The organism is Noviherbaspirillum aridicola, from assembly GCF_019656455.1.
Taxonomy (GTDB): Bacteria; Pseudomonadota; Gammaproteobacteria; order Burkholderiales; family Burkholderiaceae_D; genus Noviherbaspirillum; species Noviherbaspirillum aridicola.
Window position 1 is genome coordinate 126132 of the sequence record NZ_BPMK01000008.1, and the last position, 25251, is coordinate 151382.

Consider the following 25251-nt stretch of genomic DNA (forward strand, 5'->3'; position numbering starts at 1 on the left):
GCCGCCTGATGTGGACGGCGATGAAGACCAGACAATCAATGGAGGAAGCGTGGACAAAGAGACGCGCACATATCGAACCGTGCTGGACGAGTTTTGCCAGCAGACGGGATTCAAACCGGACGACGACGGCCAGGAATCCTTTTACCAGCTCGCCGACATCGTGGTGGACGGCGTCAGCATGTCGCTGGCGCCGGGAGGCGATGCGGACGATCCTCATCTGCTCTATTGCTGCGACTTTGGCGAGATTCCGACTAAGAAGGGCGTGCTCGTGATGGTGCGGCTGCTCGAGATGAACTTCGCGACCTCAGGGCCGGCGCACCCGAGTTTCGGCCTGAACTTCGCAACCGGCCGCGTGATGCTGACCGGCGCGGTCCCTGTTGCGAAGCTCGACGGACAGCACCTAGCGGCCATGCTCCGGCACTACGCGGCCAAGGCCATGACGTGGCGGCAGACCTGGTTTCTGTCCGAGGAAGAAATGAAATTCGGCGACCGGCCAAGCCGCAACGCCAAGGCGCAGCGTGTCAGAAAGGCCGCCGTGGCCACCGGATCAACAACAGACAGAAAGGCATAAAGAAAATGGCGATCAGTGCAGCTGCAGGCCCAAGTGTTCCTCGAAATCTCCCTTCTTCGCGTCCTTCAACTCCCGGTTCCCACAACTCCGCACATACCACGGGATTCGAGAGTGCACCCGATGTTGAAGCAGGCCTCCGGCAACGCGGCGTCCCATCCGCGCATGAACATGGACCGGCAGGCCCGGTGGTGCGGCGGGCCGACTCTTCGGAAAAAACCGGTTTTCCGGGCAAGCTTGGCAGGATCAGAAAGTTCTTCACCCCCGCATTAAATGTCGGCGGCAAGCTACCGATGCCCAGGGTGCATGCCGCCCGTCAGGCCCCGGAACCGGCACATGAGAAACAGGCGCTGACGGTATCCGGACTGAACGGGTACAAGGAGGCGTTCTGGAAGGAGGTCGACCAGCATGCGAAGGTGCCCCCCGACAAGAGGCATATGGCACGGGGGATCGTGGAGCTGGCCACGGACCTGATAGAAAAAATGCGATTCGATAAGAACAGTGTCAGCGCGCAGGAACTCGAGTTGTTTGCGGGGCAGGTCACGAAATACTTTGATATCGACTGGCAGAAAAGCACAGGGAAGGCTGCAAGCAAGTACCCGTGGGTGAACATACCGTCCAACCTCATCGGACTGGCCGCGACCTATGCAGCCGCGGCCTCGCCGCCGTCCCGCGCGCTGGCGCTGATGTCGACCTACGTCGCCCTGGCTTTCATTCCGCTCTTCGTCGCCCATACCTTCGTCTTCCAGGCGCAGTTCCGGAGCATGGAAAAGACGGCGAAAGTCACGTCGGACAGTGTGAAAACCATGCCGCTTCCGGAAGTGGCAAAAGCGCTGCCGCGCGCCGTGAAGGCGCTGGAGGCGGCCATCAGTAACCTGACGAGGCTGCAGGAGGCGCCGCAAGGCGAGTCGGGCGAGGCGATGGACAAGGCCCTCGCCGCGTTACAAAAAGCGGTCACAGAGGTGAGGAATCTGGTGGGCGAGGCCGTCACGATCGATGCAAAGTACATGGTCGAGAAGGAAGCGACCAGGTACACCACCGTGGTGCGCCGGGCACGCGCTGTCGGTTCCATCGGTGCCGCGCTCACGGGCATCATGCTGCGCGACCCCATGATGGGCGCGCATGTACTCGCCGCTGTCGTGGCCGGCCAGATCATCGGTCAGGTCTACGCCTCGTATCCCGATACATGGCGCAAGCAGAAGGCTCAGGCCGAACTGTCGCTGCGGGCATTCGATCCCTTCAAGGAGGCCGGGCTCGAACTGCCGGAACCCGGCAAGGCCACCGACGAGCAGGTGCAGAAATTCATGTACACGCTCGGCAGGAAGATGTTTGGCGGCCAGATGGAGCAGCGGGTCGGCCTGGTGGAAAAGGTGCTTGCGGAGGCGATGCGTAAGGAACAACAGACGGTCGGCCGCATGATGAACAAGGACAAGCCGAGCAATTACATCCGCTTGTCGACGCTGCGGGGAAAAGTGGGCCGGGACGCCGCGGAGACGGCTGAGCTGGCAGGGCTGGAAGCGGAACTCGCCGCCGTCAGGCAGGGGGATAACGCTGCCGTCATCGGCCAGCTCATCGCACGGGCGGACGCGATCGCGCACGACATCAGCCTCCTGAGGGACCGGAGCGCCGACTGGGATGAGATATCCCCGGAATCGAAGAAAATCGTCGAGGCCGAGTTTGGTGCGCTCGGCAACTCACTGCCTAACCTGAAGCGGGTTTTCGCCACCGGCTTTCAAAACCTCGGCCAGCCTGAAATGAGCGTGCCGCTGGCGATCAACAAGGTGGTGCAGACGCTTACCCTGGTATTCGGCGGTCCGTCGACGCCGCAGCTCGCCGGCGCCATGGTGCGCTATTTCGAGCTGCCCACCTACTGGGCCGCCGGCGTGGTTGGCACGCTGGGACTCGCGGCGCTGTACGGCGCGGGTTTCGGACCGAATGCCAACACATGGACGGTGGCGATGCGGAGCCGCCTGCTGAGCGGCATGCGCGACGGCACCGTGCATCTGCAGTCCGGGTGGCGCGGACTCCCGGGCGGGGCGCAGATGTTTTTCAAGGAATTGGGCGGAGGTATTGTCGCCCAGGTGCGCGTGGACCAACTTCGCCGCAGCATGGGTAAACATTCCAGGGAGGCAGGCGAACTCCTGTCAGGGGCTGGCAGGCTGCTGGCCGATGGGGCGACGAGTACGGCAGGCGCCGGTCCCGCAGCCGAGCCCGAAGCGGTGATGCATGGCGCCCTGCCGTCGGCGACCGACTCGGGAGGGACGCGGTACTCTGATGACGAGGACAGGGATGACGGCGGCGTTCCGATCGAGCCCGAGCAAGCCGCGTTTTACCTCGATGCCGGCGAGGGCGCTCCCTATGACTCGGCCGATTACACGGATACGCCAGAGACAGCTCCACCATCCGATGCGCTCGCTGACATCCGGCGGGGTTTGGAAGCCCTGGCAACGACGGCATCTCAGCAAACCGTCCCCTCAGTGGGGGAACTCGTGCAAGAACTGCGGACAGCCTCGCCTCGGCCACACAGCGATGGGACCGATACAGCGGAAAACGATCGATGGGACTGGATGCAGCCATCACTTGAAGCCCCATCGGGGTACGCGTTCGCAGCAGCGGCATCGACCACCGAGCGCCCGCGTTACGCTGGCGAGCGCCCTGGGGCTGAAGGAAGGGCCTCGCCAGCACCGGGTGCGGTGGCAGGTGAATCAGTCGCAGGGCCGAGTGCGTATGGAGCGGCACCGCATGTCGAGCCCCCGACGATCTCCGCCGATGAAGCTCGCTTTGCATATCCGGACTCGCGTGCGGCAAGTTCTGTTTACGAACACGATGAGGAGGGTGCAGACGCAGGGCCGAGTGCGCCTCTTGCCGCGACCGGGATGATGTCCCCTGAAGAAGCCTCGGCGCTTCTAGTCAGCATGGACGATGAAGAGGGCCGTGGGACTGAGGGAAGGGCCTCTGCATTGCCCCGTCCGGTCGCAGGTGGATCAGACGCAGGGCCGAGTGCGTATGGAGCGGCACCCCTTGCCCCGACCGGGCCGATGTCCCCTGAAGAAGCCGCGGCGCTTCTGGCCGGCATGGACGATGACGAGCGCCGTGGGACTCCGGGACGGGCCTCGCCAGCACCGGGTCCGGTTGCAGGTGGATCAGACGCAGGGCGGAGTGCGTATGGAGCGGCACCCCTTGACCTGTCCGGGCTGATGTCCCCTGAAGAAGCCGAGGCGCTTCTGACAGGCATGGACGACGACGAGGGCGGTGGGACTGCGGGACGGGCCTCGCCAGCACCGGGTCCGGTCGCAGGTGGATCAGACGCAGGGCCGAGTGCGTATGGAGCGGCACCCCTTGACCTGTCCGGGCTGATGTCCCCCGAAGAAGCGGCCGCGCTTCTGAGCGGAACGCCGGCGGGCTCCGTCGGCGAATACGATGACGAGGGCGGTGGGCCTGCAGGAAGGGTTCCGTCAGCGCCGCCTTCGGTTGCAGGGGGATCGGACGCGAGCGTCAGTTCTCTTCATGAGTCTGACGGAGACGTTGGGCGAGGCCACGCGGCTTCCGACATATCCGCCCTGTCGCGGTCGACATCGAGGGCGAGGCGGGAGGTTCGGCCTGTCGCGGATCCACAGGGGAGGCATCCGCAGCCACCGGCGACACCGGATCAGGGACGCCCCCCGTCCATTCGGTCCGACGAAAGCTGGGAGGATTACCTCGAGCGCGTATTACAGCTGGCCGACGCGCCCCAGGTCGGTCTGCAGCAACCGGGCACGCCGCCGGCGAAGGAAACACGGACAGCCGAAAAGAAGCGGAACTGGAAAGACGTCGCGTTCGGAAAGTGGCGTCGAAAGGACGTGAATACCGCCGAGGGGAGCCAGGAGCAGGGCCGCGAGAAAGGCAAGACCATGCGTGCGCTGTTGAACCGGTTCAGATCGAAACCTGCGGCGGCCGGCGGCACGGAGGGCGCGCAGTCCGGGAAACGCAAGCCCAATGTGCTGCGCAAGCCCCCGACGTCAGTCGATTTCCTTGATCAGTTGCGCAACCGGGGCAGGAGCTCGCGAGATCCAGCGCCGGCCGCGCCGCAATCGGTTATGCGCGGGGCCGTGAGCCCGGAGCCCGGAGAGCGGAAGCAGCGGGACCGTTTCCTTTCCAGGCTAGGTATTCGACGCTGATCAGTCGAGGGAACAGGGCGCCGGCGACGCAGCGGGAAGCGACGCACGACCCGGCGCACGGGGATGGCGGCAGGAGCCGCCATAGGCCTCAGCGGCCGATCTTGTCCAGCACCGCCGACAGCATCGCGATCATCTGATCGATCTCGTCGCGGCTCACGTTCAGTGCCGGCATGAAGCGCAGCAGATCGGGCCGCGGCGAGTTGAGCAGCAGGCCGACCGGCTCCAGGTTGCGTGCCTGCTCGACGATCTGCGGGCCGATGTCGCGGCCGAGCTTGAGCGCGCGCAGCAGGCCTTCGCCGCGTTCGCCTTCCAGCCCGTGCCGGTCGCACAGCTTGAGCAGTTCGGCGCGCAGGTAGGCGCCGGTGTCCTTGACCGATTGCAGGAAGCCGGGCTTGAGCAGTTCATCGAGCACGGCGGCGCCGACGGCGGTCATGACCGGGTTGCCGTTGTAGGTGCCGCCCTGTTCGCCCGCTTCGAAGACCGCGATCTCTTCGCGGCAGAGCATGGCCGACAGCGGCACGCCGCCGCCGATGCCCTTGCCCAGGGTCATGATGTCGGGCTCGATGCCGGACAGCTGGTAGGCGAACAGTTCGCCGGTGCGGCCCATGCCGGCCTGCACCTCGTCCACGATCAGCAGCAGGTTGCGTTGCTTCGTCAGCGCGCGCAGGGCCTGCATGAACTCGGGCTGCGCGGGGATGACGCCGCTTTCGCCCTGCACCGGCTCCAGCATCACCGCCACCGTGCGGTCGGTGATGAGCGCCTCGACGCTGGCGATGTCGTTGAGCTCCGCCTTCGGGAAGCCCGGCACCTGGGGCGCGAACATCGTGTCCCAGCCCGACTTGCCGCTGGCCGACATGGTGGCCAGGGTGCGGCCGTGGAAGCCGTGGTTGAAGGTGATGATTTCGTAGCGGTTCTCGCCGGCCGCGCTCTTGTTGAGCTTGCCCCATTTGCGCGCCAGCTTGATTGCGCCTTCGTTGGCTTCGGCGCCGCTGTTGGCGAAGAACACGCGGTCGAAACAGGAGTTCGCCGTCAGCATCGAGGCAAGCCGGATCGACGGTTCGTTGTAGAAGGCGGGGGAGGGGTTGATCAGCTTCGCGCCCTGGCTGGCCAGCGCGTCGACGATGCACTGCGGCGAATGGCCGAGGCAGTTGACGGCCCAGCCCTGCAGATAATCGAGATAGCGCTTGCCGTTATGGTCCGTCAGCCACATGCCGCGGCCCTCGGTGAACACGAGGTTCGGCCGGTTGGTGATCTGCAAGAGGGCGTTGACGTCGTACTGGCTGAATTCCATTTCAGGCTCCTGGAAGGATGGGCAGATTCAAAAAAAAAGCCACAGGGAGGACCTGTGGCTTGGTGAGCAGCAAACTCTTACGCGCACGGTTCCCCGGTGTGGGACACGAGGGTGCGGCGTCGCAATTGTCTGGCTGTCGATTTCATAAGGCGCATGGTACCGTGTTTTTCCGCGCCGCGTCAAAACGCTGGCGTGGTGGTCAGCACCGCATCGGCGGCGTCGGCCTCCGAGGTGAAGGCGTCGGCGTAGAACTCGTCTTCCGGCAGACCGCACCGGGCGACGAAATCCTTCTTCGCCGAATCGACCATGACCGGCGCGCCGCAGGCATAGACCTGATGGCCGGACAGGTCCGGCAGGTCTTCCATCACGGCACGATGGACGAAGCCGGTGCGGCCGCTCCACTTGTCGTCGGGCTGGGCATCGGAGATCACCGGCACGAAGCGGAAGTTCGGCAGCTCGCGCGCCCACTGCTCGCACAGCGCGGACATGTACAGGTCCTTGGGACGGCGGCCGCCCCAGTACAGCACCATCGGCCGCTGGCTGCCGGTGTGGATCGCCTGCTCGACGATGGCCTTGATCGGCGCGAAGCCGGTGCCCGAGGCGAGCAGCACCATCGGCTTGTCGGAGTCCTCGCGCAGGAAGAAGGTGCCGAGCGGTCCCTCGAAGCGCAGGATCTCGCGCTCCTTCATGTTGTTGAACACGTGATCGGTGAACAGGCCACCGTACATATGGCGGATGTGCAGCGTCAGGTATTCGTCGAGGTGCGGTGCATTGGCCATGCTGTAGCTGCGGCGCTTGCCGTCCTTGAGCAGGAACTCGATGTACTGGCCGGCCTTGTACTGCAGCCGCTCGTTGGCGGGCAGCTGCAGCGACAGCACGACGACGTCGTCGGCCACGCGGTCGATTTTAGCGACACGGGTCGGCAATTTCTTGATCGGGAATTCGCCCACGCCGAGCACTTCGCGCGCTTCGATGGTGAGGTCCGAATGCGGCCTGGCGCAGCAGAACAGCGCGAGGCCGCGCTCTTCCTCCGCCACCGACAGCGCCTTGTCCTGGTGCGCGCCGTGCGTGACCTGGCCTTCGAGCAGCTTGCCCTTGCAGCTGCCGCAGGCGCCGTTCTTGCAGCCGTAGGGCAGGCCGACGCCGGCGCGGATGGCCGCGCTCAATACGGTTTCGTCTTCTTCGCAGCTGAACTGGCGGCCGCTGGGCTGAACTGTTACCTGGAAACTCATACAATCCCGATGATGAAAAGCAGTGATGTCAAAAAAACCGGCAGGCCGCGCCTGCTGATCGTGGGTTGCGGCGATGTGGGCATGCGGCTGTTGCCGCTGCTGCGCGACCGTTTCCGGATCTTCGCCGTGACCAGCCAGCCGCAGCGCCGCGCCGAACTGCGCGCCGCCGGGGCGGTGCCGCTGGTGGCCGACCTCGACCGGCCTCAGACCCTGGCCCGGCTGGGCCGGCTCGCCTCCTGCGTGGTGCATCTGGCGCCGCCGCCGTCCGAGGGCGCCGTCGACCGCCGTACCCGTAACCTGGCCGCCATTTTACCCGAGGGCGCGACGCTGGTTTATGTCAGCACCACCGGGGTCTACGGCGACTGCGGCGGCGCCTGCTTCGACGAGACGCGGCCGGTCAGTCCGCGCAATCCCCGCGCTGCGCGCAGGGTGGATGCGGAAAGGGTGCTGCGGCGCTGGGCAAAACGCCGGGGCGGACGGCTGGCCATCCTGCGCGTGCCCGGCATCTACGCGGCCGACCGCCTGCCGCTGGAGCGGCTGCAAAAGGGCACGCCGGCGCTGACGCCGGAGGACGACGTCCACACCAATCACATCCATGCCGACGATCTGGCGCGCATCGTCATGCTCGCGCTGTTCCGCCTGCAGCCGGGGCGCGTCTACCATGCGGTCGACGACAGCGACATGAAGATGGGCGAATACTTCGACGCCGTGGCCGACGCCTTCGGACTGCCGCGGCCGCCCCGTCTGCCGCGTCCGGCGCTGGCGCAGGCGGTATCGCCGATGCTGCTTTCCTTCATGTCCGAGTCGCGCCGGCTGGACAACCGCCGCCTCAAGGCGGAACTCGGCGCGCGGCTGCGCTGGCCGACGGTGCATGACGCTTTGGCAAGTATCGCAGGCAATTCCTGAGACCTTGATTTCGGTGCTTGACCTTCCCATCTTGGGAGGGTTGATAATCGCCTCATCTGTCAAAGGAGAGTGTGATGAGCGTCGCCGCCGACCCCGCTGAAAGGGAGTTTCAGCTGCCCGTCGAGGGCATGACCTGCGCATCCTGCGTGCTGCGGGTGGAGAAAGCCCTGCGCAAGGTGCCGGGCGTGCATGAGGCCAGCGTCAATCTGGGCACCGAGACCGCCACCGTCCGGACCGATCCGGCATTGCCGGCGCAGGCGCTGCGCGAGGCGATTGAAAAAGCCGGCTACGGCGTGCCGCAGCGCGAGTACGACTTCGATGTGCAGGGCATGACCTGCGCGTCCTGCGTCGCGCGCGTCGAAAAAGCGCTGCGCAAGGTAGCGGGCGTCAACGAGGCCAGCGTCAATCTGGCCACCGAAAGCGCGCATGTGCGCGCCGACGCCGGCGTCTCCGCCGAGCAGTTGCGCGCCGCGATCGAAAAGGCGGGCTATCAGGCGCAAGCCCATCAGACTCGCAGCCGCGACGCGGCACCAGCGCAGGCACGCGCCGACCGCGAGCGCAACCATCTGATCATCGCGGCCCTGCTGTCGCTGCCGCTGGCGCTGCCGATGGCGGGCGGCCTGTTCGGCGCCGACTGGATGCTGCCGGGCTGGCTGCAGCTGCTGCTGGCGACGCCGGTGCAGTTCTGGCTCGGCGCGCGCTTTTACCGCGCCGGATGGAAGGCGGTGCGCGCGGGGGCCGGCAACATGGATCTGCTGGTCGCGCTCGGCACCAGCGCCGCATATGGGCTGAGCGTCTACCTGCTGTGGCGGCACGGCGAGCATGGCATGCCGCACCTGTATTTCGAGGCATCCGCCGTCGTCATCACGCTGGTCCTGCTCGGCAAATGGCTGGAGGCGCGCGCCAAGCGCCAGACCACCGAAGCGATACGCGCGCTGCAGGTGCTGCGTCCCGATACCGCGCGCGTGCGGCGCGATGGCACGGAACGCGAGATGCCGATTGCCGACGTCAGGCTGGGCGACCTGGTCGTCGTGCGGCCGGGCGAGCGGGTCGCGGTCGACGGCGTGATCGAAGAGGGCCGCAGCCATCTCGACGAATCCCTGCTGACCGGCGAAAGCCTGCCGGTGGCGAAGCAGCCGGGCGACAAGGCGACCGGCGGCGCGATCAATGCGGAAGGCCTGCTGCTGGTGCGCACCACCGCGATCGGCGGCGAGACCACGCTGTCACGCATCATCCGCCTGGTGGAGAGCGCGCAGGCGGCCAAGGCGCCAATCCAGCATCTGGTGGACAAGGTGAGCGCGGTCTTCGTGCCGGTGGTGCTGGTCATCGCGCTGCTGACCTTCGGCGGCTGGATGCTGGCCGGCGCCGACGCCGAACAGGCCATCATCAACGCGGTGGCGGTGCTGGTCATCGCCTGCCCATGTGCGCTCGGACTGGCGACGCCGGCGGCGATCATGGCGGGGACCGGCGCCGGCGCGCGCCACGGGATTCTGATCAAGGACGCCGAGGCGCTGGAAGTCGCGCATGCGGTGCACACCGTGGTATTCGACAAGACCGGCACCCTGACCGTGGGACGGCCGGCGCTGACCGCGGCGCTGCCGCACGGCGTGGACGAGCGCGAACTGCTGAGACTGGCCGCCTCGGTGCAGCAGGGCAGCGAACATCCGCTGGCGCGCGCCGTGCTGGACGCCGCGGCGGCAGCCGGTCTCGCCGCCGCGCCAGCGCAGGCGGTGGAAGCCCTGCCCGGACGCGGACTGCAGGCGCGGGTGGAGGGGCGGCTGCTCAGGCTCGGCAGCACGCGGCTCCTGCGCGAGACCGGCATCGATCCCGGGCCGCTGGCGCAGCGCGCGCAGGAACTGGAACAGGCCGGCAATACCGTGTCGTGGCTGACCGAGGATGGCGAGCAGCGGCGCCTGCTCGGCCTGCTTGCCTTCGGCGACCGGATCAAGCCGGGCGCGGCCGAGGCGCTGGCGCAGCTGCGCCGTCTCGGCGTGCGCAGCGTGCTCCTGACCGGCGACAACCGCGGCAGCGCGCAGGCGGTCGGCAAGGCGCTCGGCATCGATGAAGTGGTGGCCGAAGTCCTCCCCGCCGACAAGGCCGAAAAGATCGCGGCGCTCAAGGCGGCCGGGCACGGCGTGGCGATGGTGGGCGACGGCATCAACGATGCGCCCGCGCTGGCGGCGGCCGATGTCGGCATCGCGATGGCGACCGGCACCGACGTCGCCATGCACGCGGCCGGCATCACCCTGATGCGCGGCGACCCGGTGCTGGTGCCGGCATCCATCGATGTCTCGCGCCGCACCTGGAACAAGATCCGGCAGAACCTGTTCTGGGCCTTCATCTACAACCTGGTCGGCATACCGCTGGCGGCGCTCGGCCTGCTCAGCCCGGTGGTGGCCGGCGCCGCGATGGCCTTCAGTTCGGTGAGCGTGATCAGCAATGCGCTCTTGCTGCGCCGCTGGGCGCCGAAGAAAGAAAGGAGCATGCAATGAACATAGGACAGGCGGCGGCCGCCTCCGGGGTCTCGGCCAAGATGATCCGCTACTACGAAAGCATCGACCTGATCCGCCAGGGTGCGCGCACCGCGTCCGGCTACCGCATCTACGGCGACAAGGATGTGCATACGCTGCGCTTCATCAAGCGCGCGCGCACCCTCGGTTTTTCGCTGGAACAGATCCGCGACCTGCTGTCGCTGTGGCAGAACCCGGGTCGGGCCAGCGCGGATGTGAAGGCGATCGCACATGAGCATGTGATGCAGCTGGAGCAGCGCATACGTGAACTGAGCGAGATGCGCGACACGCTGCAGCATCTGGCGCATGCGTGCGCGGGGGATGACAGACCGGATTGTCCGATTCTTGCGGGCCTGTCAGAAGCGGAGGAGAAGACGGGCGCCTGCCACTGAGCAGGGCGGAGGGACCGCCCCGGCAAGAGCGGTCCCGGACGGCGGATCAGGAACGGGCCGCGCCGGACAGCACCGTGTAGCCGGCCTCTTCCACCGCCTCGCGCACCTTCTCCAGCGGTGCGGCGGTCGCCACCCGCACCGTCTGCTGCGCGAGATCGACATCCACCTTTGCAGCGGCATCGACCTCCTGCAGGGACCGCGTGACCGCGGCAACGCAGTGGCCGCAGCTCATACCTTCGACTTTCAGCTCGTACATAAGCAATCTCCCGGTGAAAGCCCTACTGTAAAGCCTGCCATGGCGGGAAGGTCAAGCGCAATTTGTTTGCGGCCGGACATCCGGAGAAACTTTCTCGTGGCGGGGCTATCCGAATAAAACCGGCGCATGTCGGTTTGTCTTTCAACTGGAGAAACACCATGTCGAATCTCAAGAGAAGCCCCGAAGAGGACGAACGCAAGGAGCCGAAGGAGCGGTCCTCGCAGGGCGACAACTCGCAGTCGGTGACGCCCAAGGACGTGGCTCCGCAGGATGTGACCTCGCGCGACGTCCATGCGCGCAAGACCGACTCGGACGATCCGGAGGAGCGGGAAGAAGCGCAGCTGGATGATGCGGTCGAGCAGACCTTCCCCGCCAGCGACCCGGTGGCCCCGCCCAACCAGGTCACGCGGGTGGAAGTGCCCAAGCAGCCCTGATGGCTGGCTGAGATTTTCTCCTTCCTGATCCGGCCGGGCGCCGTCCCCGGCGCTTCGGCCTGCGGACGGCGCGGCCGCCGTGGCAGCGGGCAGGCGGCAAGCCAGAGCCCGGCGAGCGGGCCTGCCTGCAGCCGGATCCGGGCCTGAAAATTCGCGGCGTCGCCCCGTCGTAGCAGGTGCGCGGTATGTGCTGAAGGGGACTGCTCCGTTCAATTGCCTGTCGCGCGACGGTGTACTGCTGGTGCAGGCCGCGGCGCCGCCCGCGATGTGCCACGCTTCCCTCGAATCGTCCCCTGGCAGGCCAGGTGACTGAAACCTGTCCGCGGCAATCGCGGTTCATGCGCCAGCCATACGCGCGGGGCGCCGGGATCCTCCATCACATCGCGCCGAAGCGGTGTCGCCGATGCGGTGGTAAAGCAAGATGGGTATGGCGAAGGTCATGTTTTTTCCCGGGGATGGCTGCCGGAACAGATCCGTCAGGAAAAAAGCAGACCTTCGGAATGAACCTCCTGTCGTTGCTGCTCGAGTCGTAACGGTGTGTGTGAAGCGCTGTGACTTCCGGCCTACGCCGCGGCGCCTTCCTCGGGCCGGGCGGCGGCGTCGACCGGACGTTTGGAAACCGGCGGGTGGTCGAGCGTGCAGTGGTCGACATCGGTCATCGCGACGCATGCTTCGAAGCGGTCGGCAACCTGCACGACGTCGAATACGTAAATCGTGTCGTCAACCTGGACTTCCTTGGTTGAAAGGCGAATCGTGGCCATCTTTTCCCCAATGTTTGAAACGGAGTTGATAGATAAAGCTTCCCTGAAAACGTTCCAATTACAGCAGGACCGCTGCGGTCGGCGATATGCGCGATGTCATGCGCAAGAACCGGGCCATCCGTGCCGGGTCGAAAAGATGCGTGCCCGGAAGGAGCGGCGGCAGGGCTGCCGCGCCCGGGCGAAGGAGAAGACCATGGGACACAGGACCATCCTCTGCGCCGGCCTCGCGCTGGCCTTGCTGGCGGCCTGCCAGCGCACCCCGGAGCCGAAGACCGGCGCCGGCGACGTCACGCCGGGTTCGTCACCCTCGGTATCGTCCGCCCCGGCGGGCGGCTCGGTCGCCGACCCGTCCGCCACCGGTGCGGCACCCGGTACCACGGAAAAACCCGCCGACACGACCGCCAACAGCGGCGACGCCAACACCCCGACGCAGGCCAACCCTGCACCGCTGGCGAAGCAGCAGGAGCAGGCGGGCATGCCGCACTCGGGGCAGGTGAACAACCATTCGGTGCCGGAGACGACGGGGACGACGAAGCAGTAAACCGCTGTCCGCTACGGCGAAACGGCGGCGGCGCTCCGCCGGGCCGCGGTCGTCAGGAAACCGCGCGTATGCGGTTCTGCCGTGCCTGCAGACGGCCGTCGCGCAGCTTGAGGCGTTCCACCTGCGGCAGCGAGATCAGGTCGCGGTCGTGGCAGGCGACGATGACGCTGCTGCCGGCCGCGGTCAGCGAGGGAATCAGCGCGATCACCGATTCACGGGCGGCGCCGTCGAGATTGGAGGTCGGCTCGTCCAGCAGCAGCAGTTTCGGTTCCAGCACGCGGGCGCGGGCCAGCGCGACGCGCTGCTTTTCGCCGCCCGACAGCGTGAGCGGCTTGCTGTGCCGCAGATGCGTGACACCCGCCCATTCCATCGCGGCTTCCACCCGTTCGCGCATCTCGGCGCGCGGCATGCCGCGGGCGGCGAGACCATAGCCGATGTTCTCGGCGACGCTGGTGGAAAACATGACCGGGTGCTGATGCACATAGACGACCGCTTCGCGCAGCCGCTGCGGATAGGGCTGCCAGGGCAGTTCCTCGCCGAGAAAGCTGGCACGGCCGCAGTCGGCGGTTTCCAGTCCGGCGAGGATGCGCAGCAGCGTGCTCTTGCCGGTGCCGTTGAGGCCGGTGAGCACGTAGGCGGCGCCCTGGCGCAGCATGAGGCGGTCGATGTCGAACAGGCGGCGTTCGCCGAAATCCTTGCGCAGGCGGTCGATGAGCAGCAGCGGCGTCATGCGCTTCCCCTCGCCGCGCGCGGGTCGCCCTGCAGCAACACCAGGCCGGCATTGATCAGCAGCGCGATCGCGACCAGCACGATGCCCAGCGCGATGCCCTGCGCGAACTCGCCCTTGCTGGTCTCCAGCGCGATGGCGGTGGTCATGGTGCGCGTCTCGCCGGCGATATTGCCGCCGACCATGACCGCGCAGCCGACTTCCGAAATGACGCGGCCGAAGCCGCTGATCAGGGCGGCCATCACGCCGAAGCGCACCTCGTGCAGGACGGTGCGCATCGCACGCCAGCGGGAGGCGCCGAGGGTGACGGCGGTCTCGGCGATGCGGGGGTCGGCCGCCTGCACCGCCGCCAGCGAAAACGCCAGCAGCACCGGCAGCGCGATCAGCACCTGGCCGGCGATGATGCCGGGTTGCGAAAACAGCCATTGCAGGCCGCCGAGCGGGCCCTGGCGCGACAGCATCAGGTACAGCAGCAGGCCGATCAGGACGGTGGGCAGCGACAGCGAGGCCTGCACCAGCCAGATCACCACGCGGCGGCCGCGAAAGCCGTGGCTGGCGATCAGGTAGCCGAGCATCACGGCCAGCGGGGCGGCCAGCAGCAGGGCGATGATGGTGGTCTTGAGCGACACCCAGATGATCTGCCACAGGCCGGCGTCGCCGGACAGCAGCAGGGCAAAGGCATCGGTGATGGCGTCGATCAGGTGCATGGATGACTGCGGGGGGCCGCGGCCCGGGGGTAAAGCGGAGTAGCGCTTATGCTACCCGTAAAACGTCCGCGAGGTGCGGTTCCATGATCAGCCTGTCGCGGCCGGTCAGCGCCAGGAAGTGCTTGCCGGTGCAGCGCGCGAGCAGGGTCATGCCGAGCTTTTCGGCGACCATGTGGCCCATCTGCGTGGTGCCGGAACGCGACAGCAGGAAGGGGATGCCCATCTGCGCGCCCTTGATCACCATTTCCGAGGTCAGGCGGCCGGTGGTGTAGAACACCTTGTCCTCGCCGCTCACGCCATCGAGCCACATGCGTCCGGCGATGGAGTCGACCGCGTTGTGGCGGCCCACGTCCTCCACCCAGTACAGCATGTCGCCGCCGGCGGTGAAGAGGGCGCAGCCGTGCACCGACCCGGCCTGCTTGTAGACCGACTGCTGGGTGCGGATGGTGTCGACGATACGGTAGAGCACCGACTGCTTGAGCCGGGCGTCGGCCGGCAGCACGATCTGGTCGACCTCGTCCATCAGGCCGCCGAATACCGAGCCCTGGCCGCAGCCGGTGGTGACCACTTTCTTCGAGGTGCGTTCCTCGATGTCGGCGATGCCGTTGCGGGTCTTGACCGCGACCGAATCCACGCTCCAGTCCACCGTGACCGACTCGATGTCGTCGATCGAGCGGACCAGGCGCTGGTTGCGCAGATAGCCGAGAGTGAGCATTTCCGGCGCGCCGCCGAGCGTCATCAGCGTGACCAGCTCGCGCTTGTCGACGTAGACCGTCAGCGGACGTTCGGCGGGAATGAAGATCGTGGAAATCCGGCCGCGCTCATCCATCACCTCCACCTCCCGTGTGAGGGCGGCGCTGGCGTTGGTCAGATGAGGGCGGCTGGACATGGGGGGATTTTATTTCTTTACGGGCGCGGCTGCTTGCGCGCTGGCCGGTGCCGCCGCGGGCGCGGCAGCGGGTGCGGCGGGTGCGGCCGCGGTGCCGGCATCGGCAGCCGGGGGCAACGGCACGTACGGGCCGGGATCGGCGCAGGCCGGGGTCTCGGTCGGCTTTTTGCCGCTGCCCTTGTCCGACTTCAGATACTTGCCGGCGACCTTGTCCTGTGCCTGGCACAGCTTGTAGGCCGCGACTTTGTCGGTCCAGGCGGCCTTGTTCTTGGCTTCCGCCGCGGCGGCCGCCTTTTCCGGCGTCGGCGCGGGCAGCTTGGCCCAGGCGCTGCCGGCCAGGACGAAGGCGGCGGCGGACGTGATCATGACAAACGCTTTATGCATCGATTTCTCCCTCAAACCTTGACCGGAGCCGGCGCGTCGCCGGACCCTTGACCGGGTGCCTTGCTGCGCACGCGGGGCACTTCGCCGTTCTGGACCTGTTCATACCAGAGGTCGTGATGTTCCTTCGCCCAGGTGTCGTCCACGTAGCCGTGGCGCATGCCGTCGTAAGCGCCTTCCATGCCGATCGAGCCGAGATAGATATGACCAATGGAGCCGGCCATCATCAGCATGGTTCCGACGACGTGCACGATATTGGCGATCTGCATGTTGCTGCGGCTGTAGGTCATGCCCGGCACGATCATGTCGAGCACGAAACCGGAGGCCGACACGATCAGACCCATCAGCGTCAGGCCGCCCCAGAACCAGATCTTTTCGCCGGCGTTGAAGCGGTAGGAGCTCGGCTCCTTGGCGTTCTTGCCGCCGAACAGGCCGCCGGCGCGCAGCAGCCAGTTCAGGTCGGGCTTGGCGGGCAGGTTGTCCTTCACGTACAGCACGAAGAAGGCGATGATCGAGACGGTGAACAGCGGACCGACGAAGTTGTGCACGTTCTTGCTCAGATAGCCGAGCCAGCCGAACAGCGTGTGGCCGATGATCGGCAGCAGGAAATGCTTGCCGAACAGGATGATCACGCCCGTCAGCGCCAGCGCCAGGAAGGTGATCGCCACCGTCCAGTGCACGAAGCGTTCCGCCGGAGTGAAGCGCTCGATCAGGCGTCCGGTCGGCGCTTCCTTGTTCTTGATCTGGCCCGCGACGAAGTAGAGCAGGGTGACCACGAACAGCGCGGCCAGCAGCAGGCCTGCGCCGAGCGCGGTGAGCGGACCGTTGCGGTACTGGCGCCAGGCTTCGCCGGCGGTGGTCGCGTACGACTGGCCGGGGAATTGCGCCTTCGGCTGAATCAGCACGCCCGCCTCCGGATAGGGCAGGCTGGAGTAGTGCTCGCCGCCTTCCTTGATCGCGCGGAAGACCGGCGCGGCATTGCCGGGCTGGGTGCGGTTGCGCTCGGCCTGGTTCTGCTTGAGGATGTCGACCGATTCCACCGCGGGCAGCGCCGCCGTGGGTGCCGGCTGGGCCGGTTGCGCGGCCGGCGTCTTGGCCTCCTGTGCCGCTGCCGTACCGATGGCAAGCATCGTGGACAGGGCGAGGCCGGTGATCCATTTGTTCATGAGTTGTCCCTTCTGCCGCGGCCGCCCGGAGGCGGCCGCACGCCAGCGCTGATGCGCGCTAGTTCACCTTCTGGTACTCGTTCTGCAGCTGGCCGCGAGCGCGGATCTGGTTTTCCCAGCTGCCCTGGTTGCCCGGCTGCCAGCCGCTGACCACGTGAGCGTTCTTCGCGCCCTGCGAGGCGGGAACGTCGTTGCGGTAGGTGTTGCCGGCGGTCTTGCTCTGGTCGATCTCGCCGCATGCGGACAGCAGCAGGGCGCAGGCGCCCAGCATCATTGCGCGCTTCATGACTTTTTCCCTTCCGGTGCCTTGGATTGCTGCTGCGGCGGCTGGCCGTAGGCCGTGCCCCAGCCCCAGACTTCGCTGCCCTTGCCGCGGTGGATGACGCGGGTGCGGAAGATGTCCGCCACCACGTCGCCGTCGCCGGCCAGCAGCGCCTTGGTCGAGCACATCTCGGCGCAGGCCGGCAGCTTGCCTTCGGACAGGCGGTTGCGGCCATACTTTTCGAACTCGGCCTTGGAACCGTTTTCTTCCGGGCCGCCGGCGCAGAAGGTGCACTTGTCCATCTTGCCGCGCAGGCCGAAGGTGCCGGAGGACGGGAACTGCGGCGCGCCGAACGGGCAGGCGTAGGAGCAGTAGCCGCAGCCGATGCAGGCATCCTTGTTGTGCAGCACGACGCCTTCATCGGTCTTGTAGAAGCAGTCGACCGGGCACACCGCCATGCAGGGCGCGTCGGAGCAGTGCATGCAGGCCACCGAGATGGTCTTTTCCTGGCCGATCACGCCGTCGTTGATGGTGACCACGCGGCGCCGGTTGACGCCCCAGGGCACTTCATTTTCGTTTTTGCACGCGGTCGCGCAGCTGTTGCACTCAATGCAGCGCTCCGAGTCGCAGATGAATTTCATTCTTGCCATGGCTATCTCCGGTTCAGGCGCTGATGCGTTCGATATTGCAGATGGTCGTCTTGGTTTCCTGCATCATGGTCACCGAGTCGTAGCCGTAGGTCGTGGCGGTGTTGACCGCTTCGCCGCGCACCACCGGCGCCGCACCTTCCGGGTAGTACTCGAGCATGTCCTTGCCCTGCCACCAGCCGGAGAAGTGGAACGGAATGAACGCGGTATCCGGCGCCACGCGCGGGGTGACCAGTGCCTTGACCTTGATGCGCGCCCCGGTCGGGGTCGAGACGATCACGTACTCGCCGTTGCGGATGCCGCGCGCGCGGGCTGCCTCGGGATTGATCTCCACGAAGGCGTCCTGCTGCAGCTCGGCCAGCCACGGATTGGAACGCGTCTCTTCGCCGCCGCCCTCGTACTCCACCAGACGGCCGGAGGTGAGGATGATCGGGAATTTTTCGTACATCTTGGTCTCGATGTTCTTCTGCTGCACCGTCTTGTAGAGGGTGGGCAGACGCCAGAAGGCCATCTTGTCGTCGTGCGTCGGGTACTTCGCGGCCAGCTCGGGCTTGGTGCCGTACAGCGGTTCGCGATGCTGAGGCACCGGATCCGGGAAGTTCCACACCACGGCGCGCGCCTTGGCGTTGCCGAACGGGTGAACGCCGTGCACCTTCATGCAGACGCGCTGGATGCCGCCGGAAAGGTCGGTCTTCCAGTTCTTGCCCTCGGCCAGTTTCTTTTCTTCCTCGGTCAGGTCGTCCCACCAGCCCAGCTTCTTGAGCAGGACATGGTCGAACTCCGGATAGCCGGTGGTGATGTCGGAACCGACGCTGTGCGAGCCGTCCTCGGCCAGCAGCGAGACGCCGTCGCGCTCCACGCCGAAGTTGGCGCGGAAGCAGCCGCCGCCGTCCATCACGTGCTTGCTGTTGTCGTACAGGTTGGGCGAACCGGGATGCTTGAGCTCCGGCGTGCCGAAGCACGGCCAGGGCAGGCCGAAGTAGTCGCCGGTCATGTCATAGCCGGTGACCGGGTCCTTGCCGCCCTTGCACTTGAGCGTCTTCACGTCGAACATGTGCATGTTGCGCATGTGGGCCTTGAGTCGCTCGGGCGACTGGCCGGTGTAGCCGATGGTCCAGGTGCCGCGATTGATTTCGCGCAGCAGGGACTCCACCTCAGGTTCCATCATGCCGCCCTTGCCGGGCACCATCTTGACCTTGGCGACCAGTTCCTTGGCGAAGCCGAGCTTCTCGGCCAGCTGGTACATGATCATGTGGTCGGTGCGCGATTCGAACAGCGGCTCGATCACTTTTTCACGCCACTGGATCGAACGGTTCGACGCCGTCACCGAGCCGGAGGTCTCGAACTGGGTCGCCGCCGGCAGCAGGTACACCGCGCGGTTGGGATTGAGTTCCTGGCCGTCGACCTTCATCGCCGCCATCGCCGCGGTGGCGGACGGGTAGGGATCGATCACCACCAGCAGGTCGAGCTTGTCCAGCGCCTTCTTCATTTCCAGGCCGCGGGTCTGCGAGTTCGGCGCATGGCCCCAGAACACCACGCCCTTGATGTTGCTGTCCTGGTCGATCAGCTCGTTCTTTTCCAGCACGCCGTCGATCCAGCGCGAGACGGTGATGCCGGACTTTTCCATCATCGCCTGCGAGGCGTACTGCTTCTTGATCCACTCATAGTCCACGCCCCACACCGTCGCCCAGTGCTTCCAGGAGCCGGTGGCCAGGCCGTAGTAGCCGGGCAGGGAGTCGGGGTTGGGGCCGACGTCGGTCGCGCCCTGCACGTTGTCGTGGCCGCGGAAGATGTTGGTGCCGCCGCCGGACACGCCGACGTTGCCGAGCGCGAGCTGCAGCAGGCAGGACGCGCGCACCATCGCATTGCCGATGGTGTGCTGGGTCTGGCCCATGCACCAGACGATGGTGGACGGACGGTTCTTGGCCATCGTCTCGGCGGCCTTGAAGACTTCCGCTTCCGGCACGCCGCAGGCTTCCTCGACGCGGTCCGGGGTCCACTTCATGACTTCTTCGCGGATCTTGTCCATGCCATAGACGCGATCGTTGATGTACTTCTTGTCTTCCCAGCCGTTCCTGAAGATGTGGTACAGCATCCCGTACAGGTAGGGGATGTCGGAACCGGAACGGATGCGGATGTACTGGTCGGACTTGGCGGCCGTGCGCGTGTAGCGCGGATCGACCACGATCATCTTGGTGCCGTTTTCCTTCGCGTGCAGCATGTGCAGCATCGACACCGGATGCGCTTCCGCCGCGTTGGAGCCGATATACATGACCGCCTTGGCGTTCTGCATATCGTTGTAGCTGTTGGTCATCGCACCGTAGCCCCAGGTGTTGGCGACGCCCGCGACGGTGGTCGAGTGGCAGATGCGGGCCTGGTGGTCGGTGTTGTTGGTGCCGAAGAAGGAGACGAACTTGCGCAGCAACATCGCCTGTTCGTTGTTGTGCTTGGAGGAGCCGACGAAGAACATCGAATCCGGGCCGTTGGCCTTCTTCAGGTCCAGCATCTTGGCCGAGATCTCGTTGAGGGCCTGGTCCCAGCTGATGCGCTGGTACTTGCCGTTGACGAGCTTCATCGGGTACTTGAGGCGGTATTCGCCGTGGCCGTGCTCGCGCAGCGCGGCGCCCTTGGCGCAGTGCGCGCCCATGTTGATGGGCGAATCGAACACCGGCTCCTGGCGGACCCAGACGCCGTTCTCGACGATCGCATCGACGGCGCAGCCGACCGAGCAGTGGGTGCACACCGTGCGCCGCACCTCGATCTTGCCGTTGCCGGCGCCCGCGCCTTCGGCGGCCTGCGCCTTGCGGATCAGATTGAGCTGCGATGCGGCGATGCCGGCACCGATGCCGATCCCGGAACGCTTGAGGAAGGTGCGACGGTCCATCGTCGGCAATGCGCGCGACAGGCTGTCGGCGAGGCTGGCGGCAAAACGATCGGGCGAGCGCTGCCCTGTCTGCCCTTTACGGGTTAACAGCATGGTCATCTCCGGGAACGGTCAGATGGTGGTGGTACGGTAGTACTTCTTGATGTGCTCGGAGAGCCGGTAACCCTTGCCCTCGGGCTCGGGAGTGGCTTCGGCGACAGGAAGCTTCGTCTGGGTGGCGATCTTGGCGGCGACGCCCGCTGCTGCGGCTCCGCCGAGCGCGGCGAAGAAGGTCCGCCGCTTGATCTTGGACTGCTCGGCCATGGTTGTCTCCTTGGCAGGTTGTCCTGCACTGATTGTTTGTTGTTCAAACTTTAAGAATTTCACGCGCTGCTCTTTAATGCTTCAAAACAACTATCAAGGTAGCACATATGAGCCCCTATTCATATTGCGGGCTTTACTTAGCGCCAGAAAATTCACGAACGGATGAAAACTTTTCAGCGAACCGGGTATTGCAAACCACAGCGGATCGCCGGCGACGCCGGCCGATCACTACAGTTAGAGTAGTGCAGGTCCGCGCGCCTGCACAGCGAGGCGCGCGCGGACTCTTAAGCCATCTCAAACGCCTGCGCCTCGACCTCGAGGAACTGTTTTGCCAGTTGTGCAACCTTTGAATAAAAGACGGCCTGCGGATGCTGCATCACCGCGTCGCACATGTCGCCGGCCCAGGTCTGCAGATGCGTCTGGAAGAACTGCTTCTGCATCGCCAGGCTGCTGTGCGCCGCATCATCGGAGGTGATCAGGTAGCGCATCACTTCGCACAGGGCGGCGAAGTGATCCTCGCTCTCCGGCATGGCGTCGCTGCGCGCCAGCCCGAGCGCGGCCAGGTCGTCGCGCAGCGCGGCGAGCGGCTTCTCCATCAGAAAGCCCGACAGGTAGTAGGAGGCGTACAGCATCAGCTCCGGCTTGCCGACGCCGATGAACAGGTGTTCATACTCGTCGCGCGTCTTCTGCGCATCGGTTTCCTTGCACGCCTCGCCGAGTTCGTTCCAGGCCTGCTGCAGCACGCCGTCGCCGTTGGACGGGTAGTCGGCGATCATGGCCAGCAGGTCGTCGCCCGGGGGCGCGTAGAACAGTTGGGCGAGCAGGCCGTACAGGTCGGCGCGCGCGGTTTCCTCGCCGTTGTCGGGCGCCTGAAACTTCATCACATGGGAAGTGCCGGGTGTGGTCATGGTGTTTTTATCCAGTTTTAACGCTTAACGCTTGAGATCGAGAATGCTGGCTTCGCGGCCGCCCTGCATCATGTCGATCACGCGGCAGTCACCGCACATCTTGATGCGGTCGAGATGGCCGGCGAAGGCGCCGTGGCCGGCCAGCTTGCCGAGCATGTTTTCCACCATCTGCAGGGTGCCGAAGGGCTTGTTGCAGCGGATGCAGTGGAAGGGCTGGGTTTCATTGAGCACCACCCTTTCCTTCGCGCGGGCGTCGAGCAGCAGGCGCGGCGTGAGCGTGATCGCGTTTTCCGGGCAGGTGGTGGCGCACAGCCCGCACTGCACGCAGTTCTTTTCGATGAAGCGCAGCTGCGGACGGTCGGGGTTGTCGAGCAGGGCCTTTTCCGGGCAGGCGCCGACGCAGGACATGCACAGCGTGCAGGCCGAGGTGTTGACCGTGACCGCGCCGAACGGCGCATGGGCCGGCAGCGGGATCTCGGCGCTCGGCGTCGGCGCGTGCCTGAGCAGGTGGTCGAACACGAAGTCGAGCGTATTGCGCTTCTCGGCGGCGATGTTGAAGGTGCCCGGTTGCGACGGCACGGCCGCCGGCTGCGCGCGGCGCAACTCGACGTCCAGCTCGAGCGCATCCTGCGCGCGCAGCAGTAGCAAGTGCTTGCCTTCGTAGCCGAGCGCCGACAGGATGGTCTGCGCCAGGTCGATCTGCGCTTCCAGCGCTTCCAGGTACTGCGGCGCCTCGTCGCCGGTCGACAGGATCAGGACATTGCTCGCGCCCCAGGCGATCGCCGACAGCCAGACATCGATGCCGGCGGCGGCGGAATGGTGCAGCGCCACCGGCATGACGCGCGCCGGCAGTCCCTGCGCCGCGCGGCTGCCGGCGAGACGGCCGAGCTGTTCGATCAGCGCGCCGCCCTGTTCCTGGCTGTGCAGCAGCAGCGCCGGCTGGCTTCCGCCCGCCTTTGCATAGGCGCCCAGCATGGTCTTGACGCGCAGGCCGAGGTCGGCCGGGCGCGGATAGGCGTAGCCCATCGCGCCGGACGGGCAGACCGTGGTGCAGGCGCCGCAGCCCATGCACAGGTTGGGATTGACCTTGACGCGGTCGCCGTCGCTGCTGATGGCGGCGGTGGAGCAGATGTCGATGCAGGCGGTGCAGCCGGTCTTCTTGTTGCGGCTGTGCGCGCAGAGCTTGTCCTTGTAGACGAAGAACTTCGGCTTGGTGAACTCGCCGACCATCTGCGTCAGCTGCAGCGACTGCTCGGCCTGCTTCAGCAGGTCGGCGCCGGGCGCGAAATAACCCTGCGGCGGCTGGTGCAGCTTGATCAGCGGCTCGTCGGACAGGTCGAAGATCAGGTCGAAGGCCGCTTCGCGCTGCGTCGCTTCGCGCGTGAAGTCGATGGCGCCGATGGCGCCGCAGGCCTTCACGCAGTCGCGATGGTCGCGGCAGGCGTCCAGATTGATCTGGTAGCTCAGATCGATCGCGTTTTCCGGGCAGGCCTCGATGCAGGCGTTGCAGCGGGTGCAGAGTTCCAGGTCGATCGGGTTGGCCTGCCGCCACTGCACCTTGAAGGCGCCGAGCCAGCCGTCGATGCGGATGCGGTCGCCGGAATAGGTCGGGAAGCGGCGTTCCATCAGCGGCTCGCCGCCGTGGCCGGAGGTGAGCAGGATGCTCACGTCGAGCTGCGCCGACAGGCGCCTGGCCCAGGGCAGCACGCGCTCGGACGGACCGACAAGCAGCACATTGCCGCCGGAGCGGTATTCCACCTCGGGCACGGGTTCCGGATCGGGCAGGGCGGCGGCGGCCAGCAGCGCCGCCATCTTCGGCACCGCCTGCCGGGCCTGTGCGCCCCAGCCGCCGGTCTCGCGGATGTTGACGAAACGGATGGGCGCCACCGCCTGCTTCTGTTCCGCCAGCTCGGCGAACAGCGCGCGCTCCTGCGTGCAGGCGACCACCGCCTGCGCGGGGCTGTCCAGCATGTCGAGATACTGGCCGACTTCGCGCCTGCAGAGTTGCGAGGCCGGCTTGAGCGCGTCGGTGCCGAGCGCGCGGCCGAGGGTTTCCCCCGCGGCTGCATCGAGCGGCATGGTGTGGTTGCAATCGCAAACCTTAAATCGGGTGGTCATTGTCCTGCTGTCCTTCCGTCTGCGGCGGCGCGTTTTCGGCGCCGCCATCGTCCGCCTGCGGCGGAGCCTGTTCCTGGGTGTCGTCCTGTTCCCCGGTCTCGTCCGCCGGCAGCGCCTGGCCGGCGTCGTCGCCGGCCGCGGCCAGCGAATCGATCAGCCGCATCACCGGATGCTGGAGCTGCCTGAGCGGGTCGAGCAGGGCCTGGGCATGGTTGAGCGCGCCGAGGACCTGGGCCGGGATAGGTTCGAACTTGTTGTAATCCTCGATATAGATGTCGAGGCCATCCATCACGTTGAAATGGGGATCGGCGAACAGCTTCTTCATCGCCGAGCGCCGCACGTTCTCATCCACGCCGCGCGCGACAAAGGGCTTGAAGTCGGAGTCCGGTGTCAGTCCGGCAACGTCTTCCAGCGTCGGCGGAGGGCGGGGCGTTTCCTCCGCCGCGGGCTGGGCTGGCTGCGCGGCCTCCGGCTGCTGCGCCTCGGCTGCCCGCTTTTCCGCATTGCGCTTTTCCCAGCGCGCGAAAAAACTTTCAGCTTCCATGGCGATCTCCTTCCGCGCGCGCCATCTGCTCGACGCCGGCGCCGCCCTCGAAGGAAGGCTTGCGCCGCTTCTTCTTCGGCTCGGGACGATAGTATTCCTGCACGAAAGCCTGCAGCCGCCCGACGACCGCGGGCGATGCGGGCAGCGTGTCGACCTGTTCGCCGCCATCCATCAGGCGCGCGGCTTCGTTGTAGGAGAGCGTCACCGTCTTCGGCACCGCCACTTCGGCGCCGTCGATGTCTTCAAGGCGCCACATGACGAACCAGCAAGGTTCGGGCGAGCCGGTGTTGAGGAAATAGCCTTCCGCCTCGTCGCGGTAAAGCTTGACCTCGAAGCCGCCGAACAGCCAGCGGGTGTCGGCCTCGTCGCTGCGCAGGCAGCGGCGTTCCACGCCGGCCAGCAATTCGTCGGCGGTGATCTCGACCGGCTTCCATTGATAGGGCTGCCAGCGGTTGTTCAGCGGCGTGCGCCGCATGACCACTGCAAGCCTGAGGGATTCTGTCTCCATCTGATGCGCGGCTACCTGTTACTGATGGGTGGCTGAAGTATTCGCAAGCGAGGTTGCGGGTGTGTTCGTAATAGTGCGCCAAAAAGCGCGGACCTGCATGTCTTTCCTTTGCCGTCGGCAAAGGACGGCGCTTGACGGCGGGCAGCAAGCCTGCTGGCC

At 66.2% G+C, this 25251-nt stretch carries 24 protein-coding genes; 7 read left to right on the forward strand and 17 right to left on the reverse strand.

From position 1 onward, the window contains the following. Window positions 1-49 precede the first annotated feature (49 nt). Window positions 50-571 (forward strand): CesT family type III secretion system chaperone, encoded by a 522-nt coding sequence (locus NCCP691_RS10425; RefSeq protein WP_220808209.1) that lies wholly within the window; start codon window positions 50-52, stop codon window positions 569-571. A 188-nt stretch (window positions 572-759) separates the two neighbouring features. After that, window positions 760-4725 carry a hypothetical protein gene (locus NCCP691_RS10430; RefSeq protein WP_220808210.1) on the forward strand — a complete coding sequence of 1322 codons (3966 nt, stop codon included), beginning with the start codon at window positions 760-762 and terminating at the stop codon, window positions 4723-4725. A gap of 88 nt (window positions 4726-4813) precedes the next feature. On the opposite strand, the gene NCCP691_RS10435 is transcribed toward NCCP691_RS10430, so the two are convergent. Together NCCP691_RS10435 and NCCP691_RS10440 are read right to left on the reverse strand one after the other, a co-directional pair. Continuing rightward, the gene (locus tag NCCP691_RS10435; RefSeq protein ID WP_220808211.1) at window positions 4814-6016 is read right to left on the reverse strand and encodes an acetylornithine transaminase; all 1203 of its coding nucleotides are present in this window, start codon (window positions 6014-6016) and stop codon (window positions 4814-4816) included. Between the two features lie 179 nt (window positions 6017-6195). Continuing rightward, window positions 6196-7248: a CDP-6-deoxy-delta-3,4-glucoseen reductase gene (locus NCCP691_RS10440; RefSeq protein WP_220808212.1), complete on the reverse strand. Its 1053-nt coding sequence runs from the start codon at window positions 7246-7248 to the stop codon at window positions 6196-6198. A 9-nt stretch (window positions 7249-7257) separates the two neighbouring features. Here NCCP691_RS10440 and NCCP691_RS10445 point away from each other — a divergent pair, with 9 nt between their 5' ends. The 3 genes from NCCP691_RS10445 (at window position 7258) to cueR (ending at window position 11056) form a co-directional block, all read left to right on the forward strand. After that, window positions 7258-8154 carry an SDR family oxidoreductase gene (locus tag NCCP691_RS10445; RefSeq protein ID WP_220808213.1) on the forward strand — a complete coding sequence of 299 codons (897 nt, stop codon included), beginning with the start codon at window positions 7258-7260 and terminating at the stop codon, window positions 8152-8154. 74 nt (window positions 8155-8228) lie between these two features. Beyond that, window positions 8229-10646: a heavy metal translocating P-type ATPase gene (locus NCCP691_RS10450; protein WP_220808214.1), complete on the forward strand. Its 2418-nt coding sequence runs from the start codon at window positions 8229-8231 to the stop codon at window positions 10644-10646. After that, the gene (cueR, locus tag NCCP691_RS10455; RefSeq protein ID WP_220808215.1) at window positions 10643-11056 is read left to right on the forward strand and encodes a Cu(I)-responsive transcriptional regulator; all 414 of its coding nucleotides are present in this window, start codon (window positions 10643-10645) and stop codon (window positions 11054-11056) included. The genes NCCP691_RS10450 and cueR overlap by 4 nt, the downstream gene beginning before the upstream one ends. Before the next feature lie 46 nt (window positions 11057-11102). Here cueR and NCCP691_RS10460 read toward each other — a convergent pair whose 3' ends face one another. Next, window positions 11103-11312, reverse strand: a complete 210-nt coding sequence (locus NCCP691_RS10460; protein ID WP_220808216.1) for a heavy-metal-associated domain-containing protein — start codon at window positions 11310-11312, stop codon at window positions 11103-11105. 158 nt (window positions 11313-11470) lie between these two features. Between NCCP691_RS10460 and NCCP691_RS10465 the strand changes: the two genes are divergently transcribed. Next, the gene (locus NCCP691_RS10465) at window positions 11471-11746 is read left to right on the forward strand and encodes a hypothetical protein (RefSeq protein ID WP_220808217.1); all 276 of its coding nucleotides are present in this window, start codon (window positions 11471-11473) and stop codon (window positions 11744-11746) included. 563 nt (window positions 11747-12309) lie between these two features. On the opposite strand, the gene NCCP691_RS10470 is transcribed toward NCCP691_RS10465, so the two are convergent. After that, window positions 12310-12507, reverse strand: a complete 198-nt coding sequence (locus NCCP691_RS10470; protein WP_220808218.1) for a hypothetical protein — start codon at window positions 12505-12507, stop codon at window positions 12310-12312. Between the two features lie 193 nt (window positions 12508-12700). Here NCCP691_RS10470 and NCCP691_RS10475 point away from each other — a divergent pair, with 193 nt between their 5' ends. Further along, entirely contained in the window at window positions 12701-13048 is a 348-nt protein-coding gene (locus NCCP691_RS10475; RefSeq protein WP_220808219.1) for a hypothetical protein, read from the forward strand. A gap of 52 nt (window positions 13049-13100) precedes the next feature. Here the strand turns inward: NCCP691_RS10475 and NCCP691_RS10480 are convergent, their stop codons facing one another. The 13 genes from NCCP691_RS10480 to NCCP691_RS21370 all read right to left on the reverse strand — a co-directional run bounded on the left by NCCP691_RS10480 (window position 13101) and on the right by NCCP691_RS21370 (window position 25092). Then, window positions 13101-13778, reverse strand: a complete 678-nt coding sequence (locus NCCP691_RS10480) for an energy-coupling factor ABC transporter ATP-binding protein (protein ID WP_220808220.1) — start codon at window positions 13776-13778, stop codon at window positions 13101-13103. Continuing rightward, window positions 13775-14482: an ABC transporter permease gene (locus NCCP691_RS10485; protein WP_220808221.1), complete on the reverse strand. Its 708-nt coding sequence runs from the start codon at window positions 14480-14482 to the stop codon at window positions 13775-13777. Before NCCP691_RS10485 ends, NCCP691_RS10480 begins: the two co-directional genes overlap by 4 nt. A 46-nt stretch (window positions 14483-14528) precedes the next feature. Beyond that, window positions 14529-15371, reverse strand: a complete 843-nt coding sequence (locus NCCP691_RS10490) for a formate dehydrogenase accessory sulfurtransferase FdhD (RefSeq protein WP_220808222.1) — start codon at window positions 15369-15371, stop codon at window positions 14529-14531. Window positions 15372-15380: 9 nt separating this feature from the next. Further along, window positions 15381-15755, reverse strand: coding sequence for a hypothetical protein (locus NCCP691_RS10495; RefSeq protein WP_220808223.1), 375 nt, complete (start codon window positions 15753-15755; stop codon window positions 15381-15383). A gap of 11 nt (window positions 15756-15766) precedes the next feature. Then, window positions 15767-16918, reverse strand: a complete 1152-nt coding sequence (locus NCCP691_RS10500; RefSeq protein WP_220808224.1) for a formate dehydrogenase subunit gamma — start codon at window positions 16916-16918, stop codon at window positions 15767-15769. A gap of 58 nt (window positions 16919-16976) precedes the next feature. Further along, complete coding sequence (locus NCCP691_RS10505) at window positions 16977-17204, reverse strand: hypothetical protein (protein WP_220808225.1); 228 nt, start codon at window positions 17202-17204, stop codon at window positions 16977-16979. Further along, window positions 17201-17830, reverse strand: a complete 630-nt coding sequence (gene fdh3B, locus NCCP691_RS10510) for a formate dehydrogenase FDH3 subunit beta (RefSeq protein ID WP_220808226.1) — start codon at window positions 17828-17830, stop codon at window positions 17201-17203. Before fdh3B ends, NCCP691_RS10505 begins: the two co-directional genes overlap by 4 nt. A 13-nt stretch (window positions 17831-17843) precedes the next feature. Continuing rightward, window positions 17844-20804, reverse strand: a complete 2961-nt coding sequence (locus tag NCCP691_RS10515; RefSeq protein ID WP_220808227.1) for a formate dehydrogenase subunit alpha — start codon at window positions 20802-20804, stop codon at window positions 17844-17846. 18 nt (window positions 20805-20822) lie between these two features. After that, window positions 20823-21014 carry a hypothetical protein gene (locus NCCP691_RS10520; protein WP_220808228.1) on the reverse strand — a complete coding sequence of 64 codons (192 nt, stop codon included), beginning with the start codon at window positions 21012-21014 and terminating at the stop codon, window positions 20823-20825. Between the two features lie 284 nt (window positions 21015-21298). Beyond that, complete coding sequence (locus tag NCCP691_RS10525; protein WP_220808229.1) at window positions 21299-21922, reverse strand: TorD/DmsD family molecular chaperone; 624 nt, start codon at window positions 21920-21922, stop codon at window positions 21299-21301. 24 nt (window positions 21923-21946) lie between these two features. Next, complete coding sequence (locus tag NCCP691_RS10530) at window positions 21947-24040, reverse strand: 4Fe-4S binding protein (protein ID WP_220808230.1); 2094 nt, start codon at window positions 24038-24040, stop codon at window positions 21947-21949. After that, the gene (locus tag NCCP691_RS10535) at window positions 24024-24584 is read right to left on the reverse strand and encodes a DUF3306 domain-containing protein (RefSeq protein WP_238482394.1); all 561 of its coding nucleotides are present in this window, start codon (window positions 24582-24584) and stop codon (window positions 24024-24026) included. Before NCCP691_RS10535 ends, NCCP691_RS10530 begins: the two co-directional genes overlap by 17 nt. Then, window positions 24574-25092, reverse strand: coding sequence for a DUF3305 domain-containing protein (locus NCCP691_RS21370; protein WP_238482395.1), 519 nt, complete (start codon window positions 25090-25092; stop codon window positions 24574-24576). Before NCCP691_RS21370 ends, NCCP691_RS10535 begins: the two co-directional genes overlap by 11 nt. Window positions 25093-25251 lie beyond the last annotated feature (159 nt).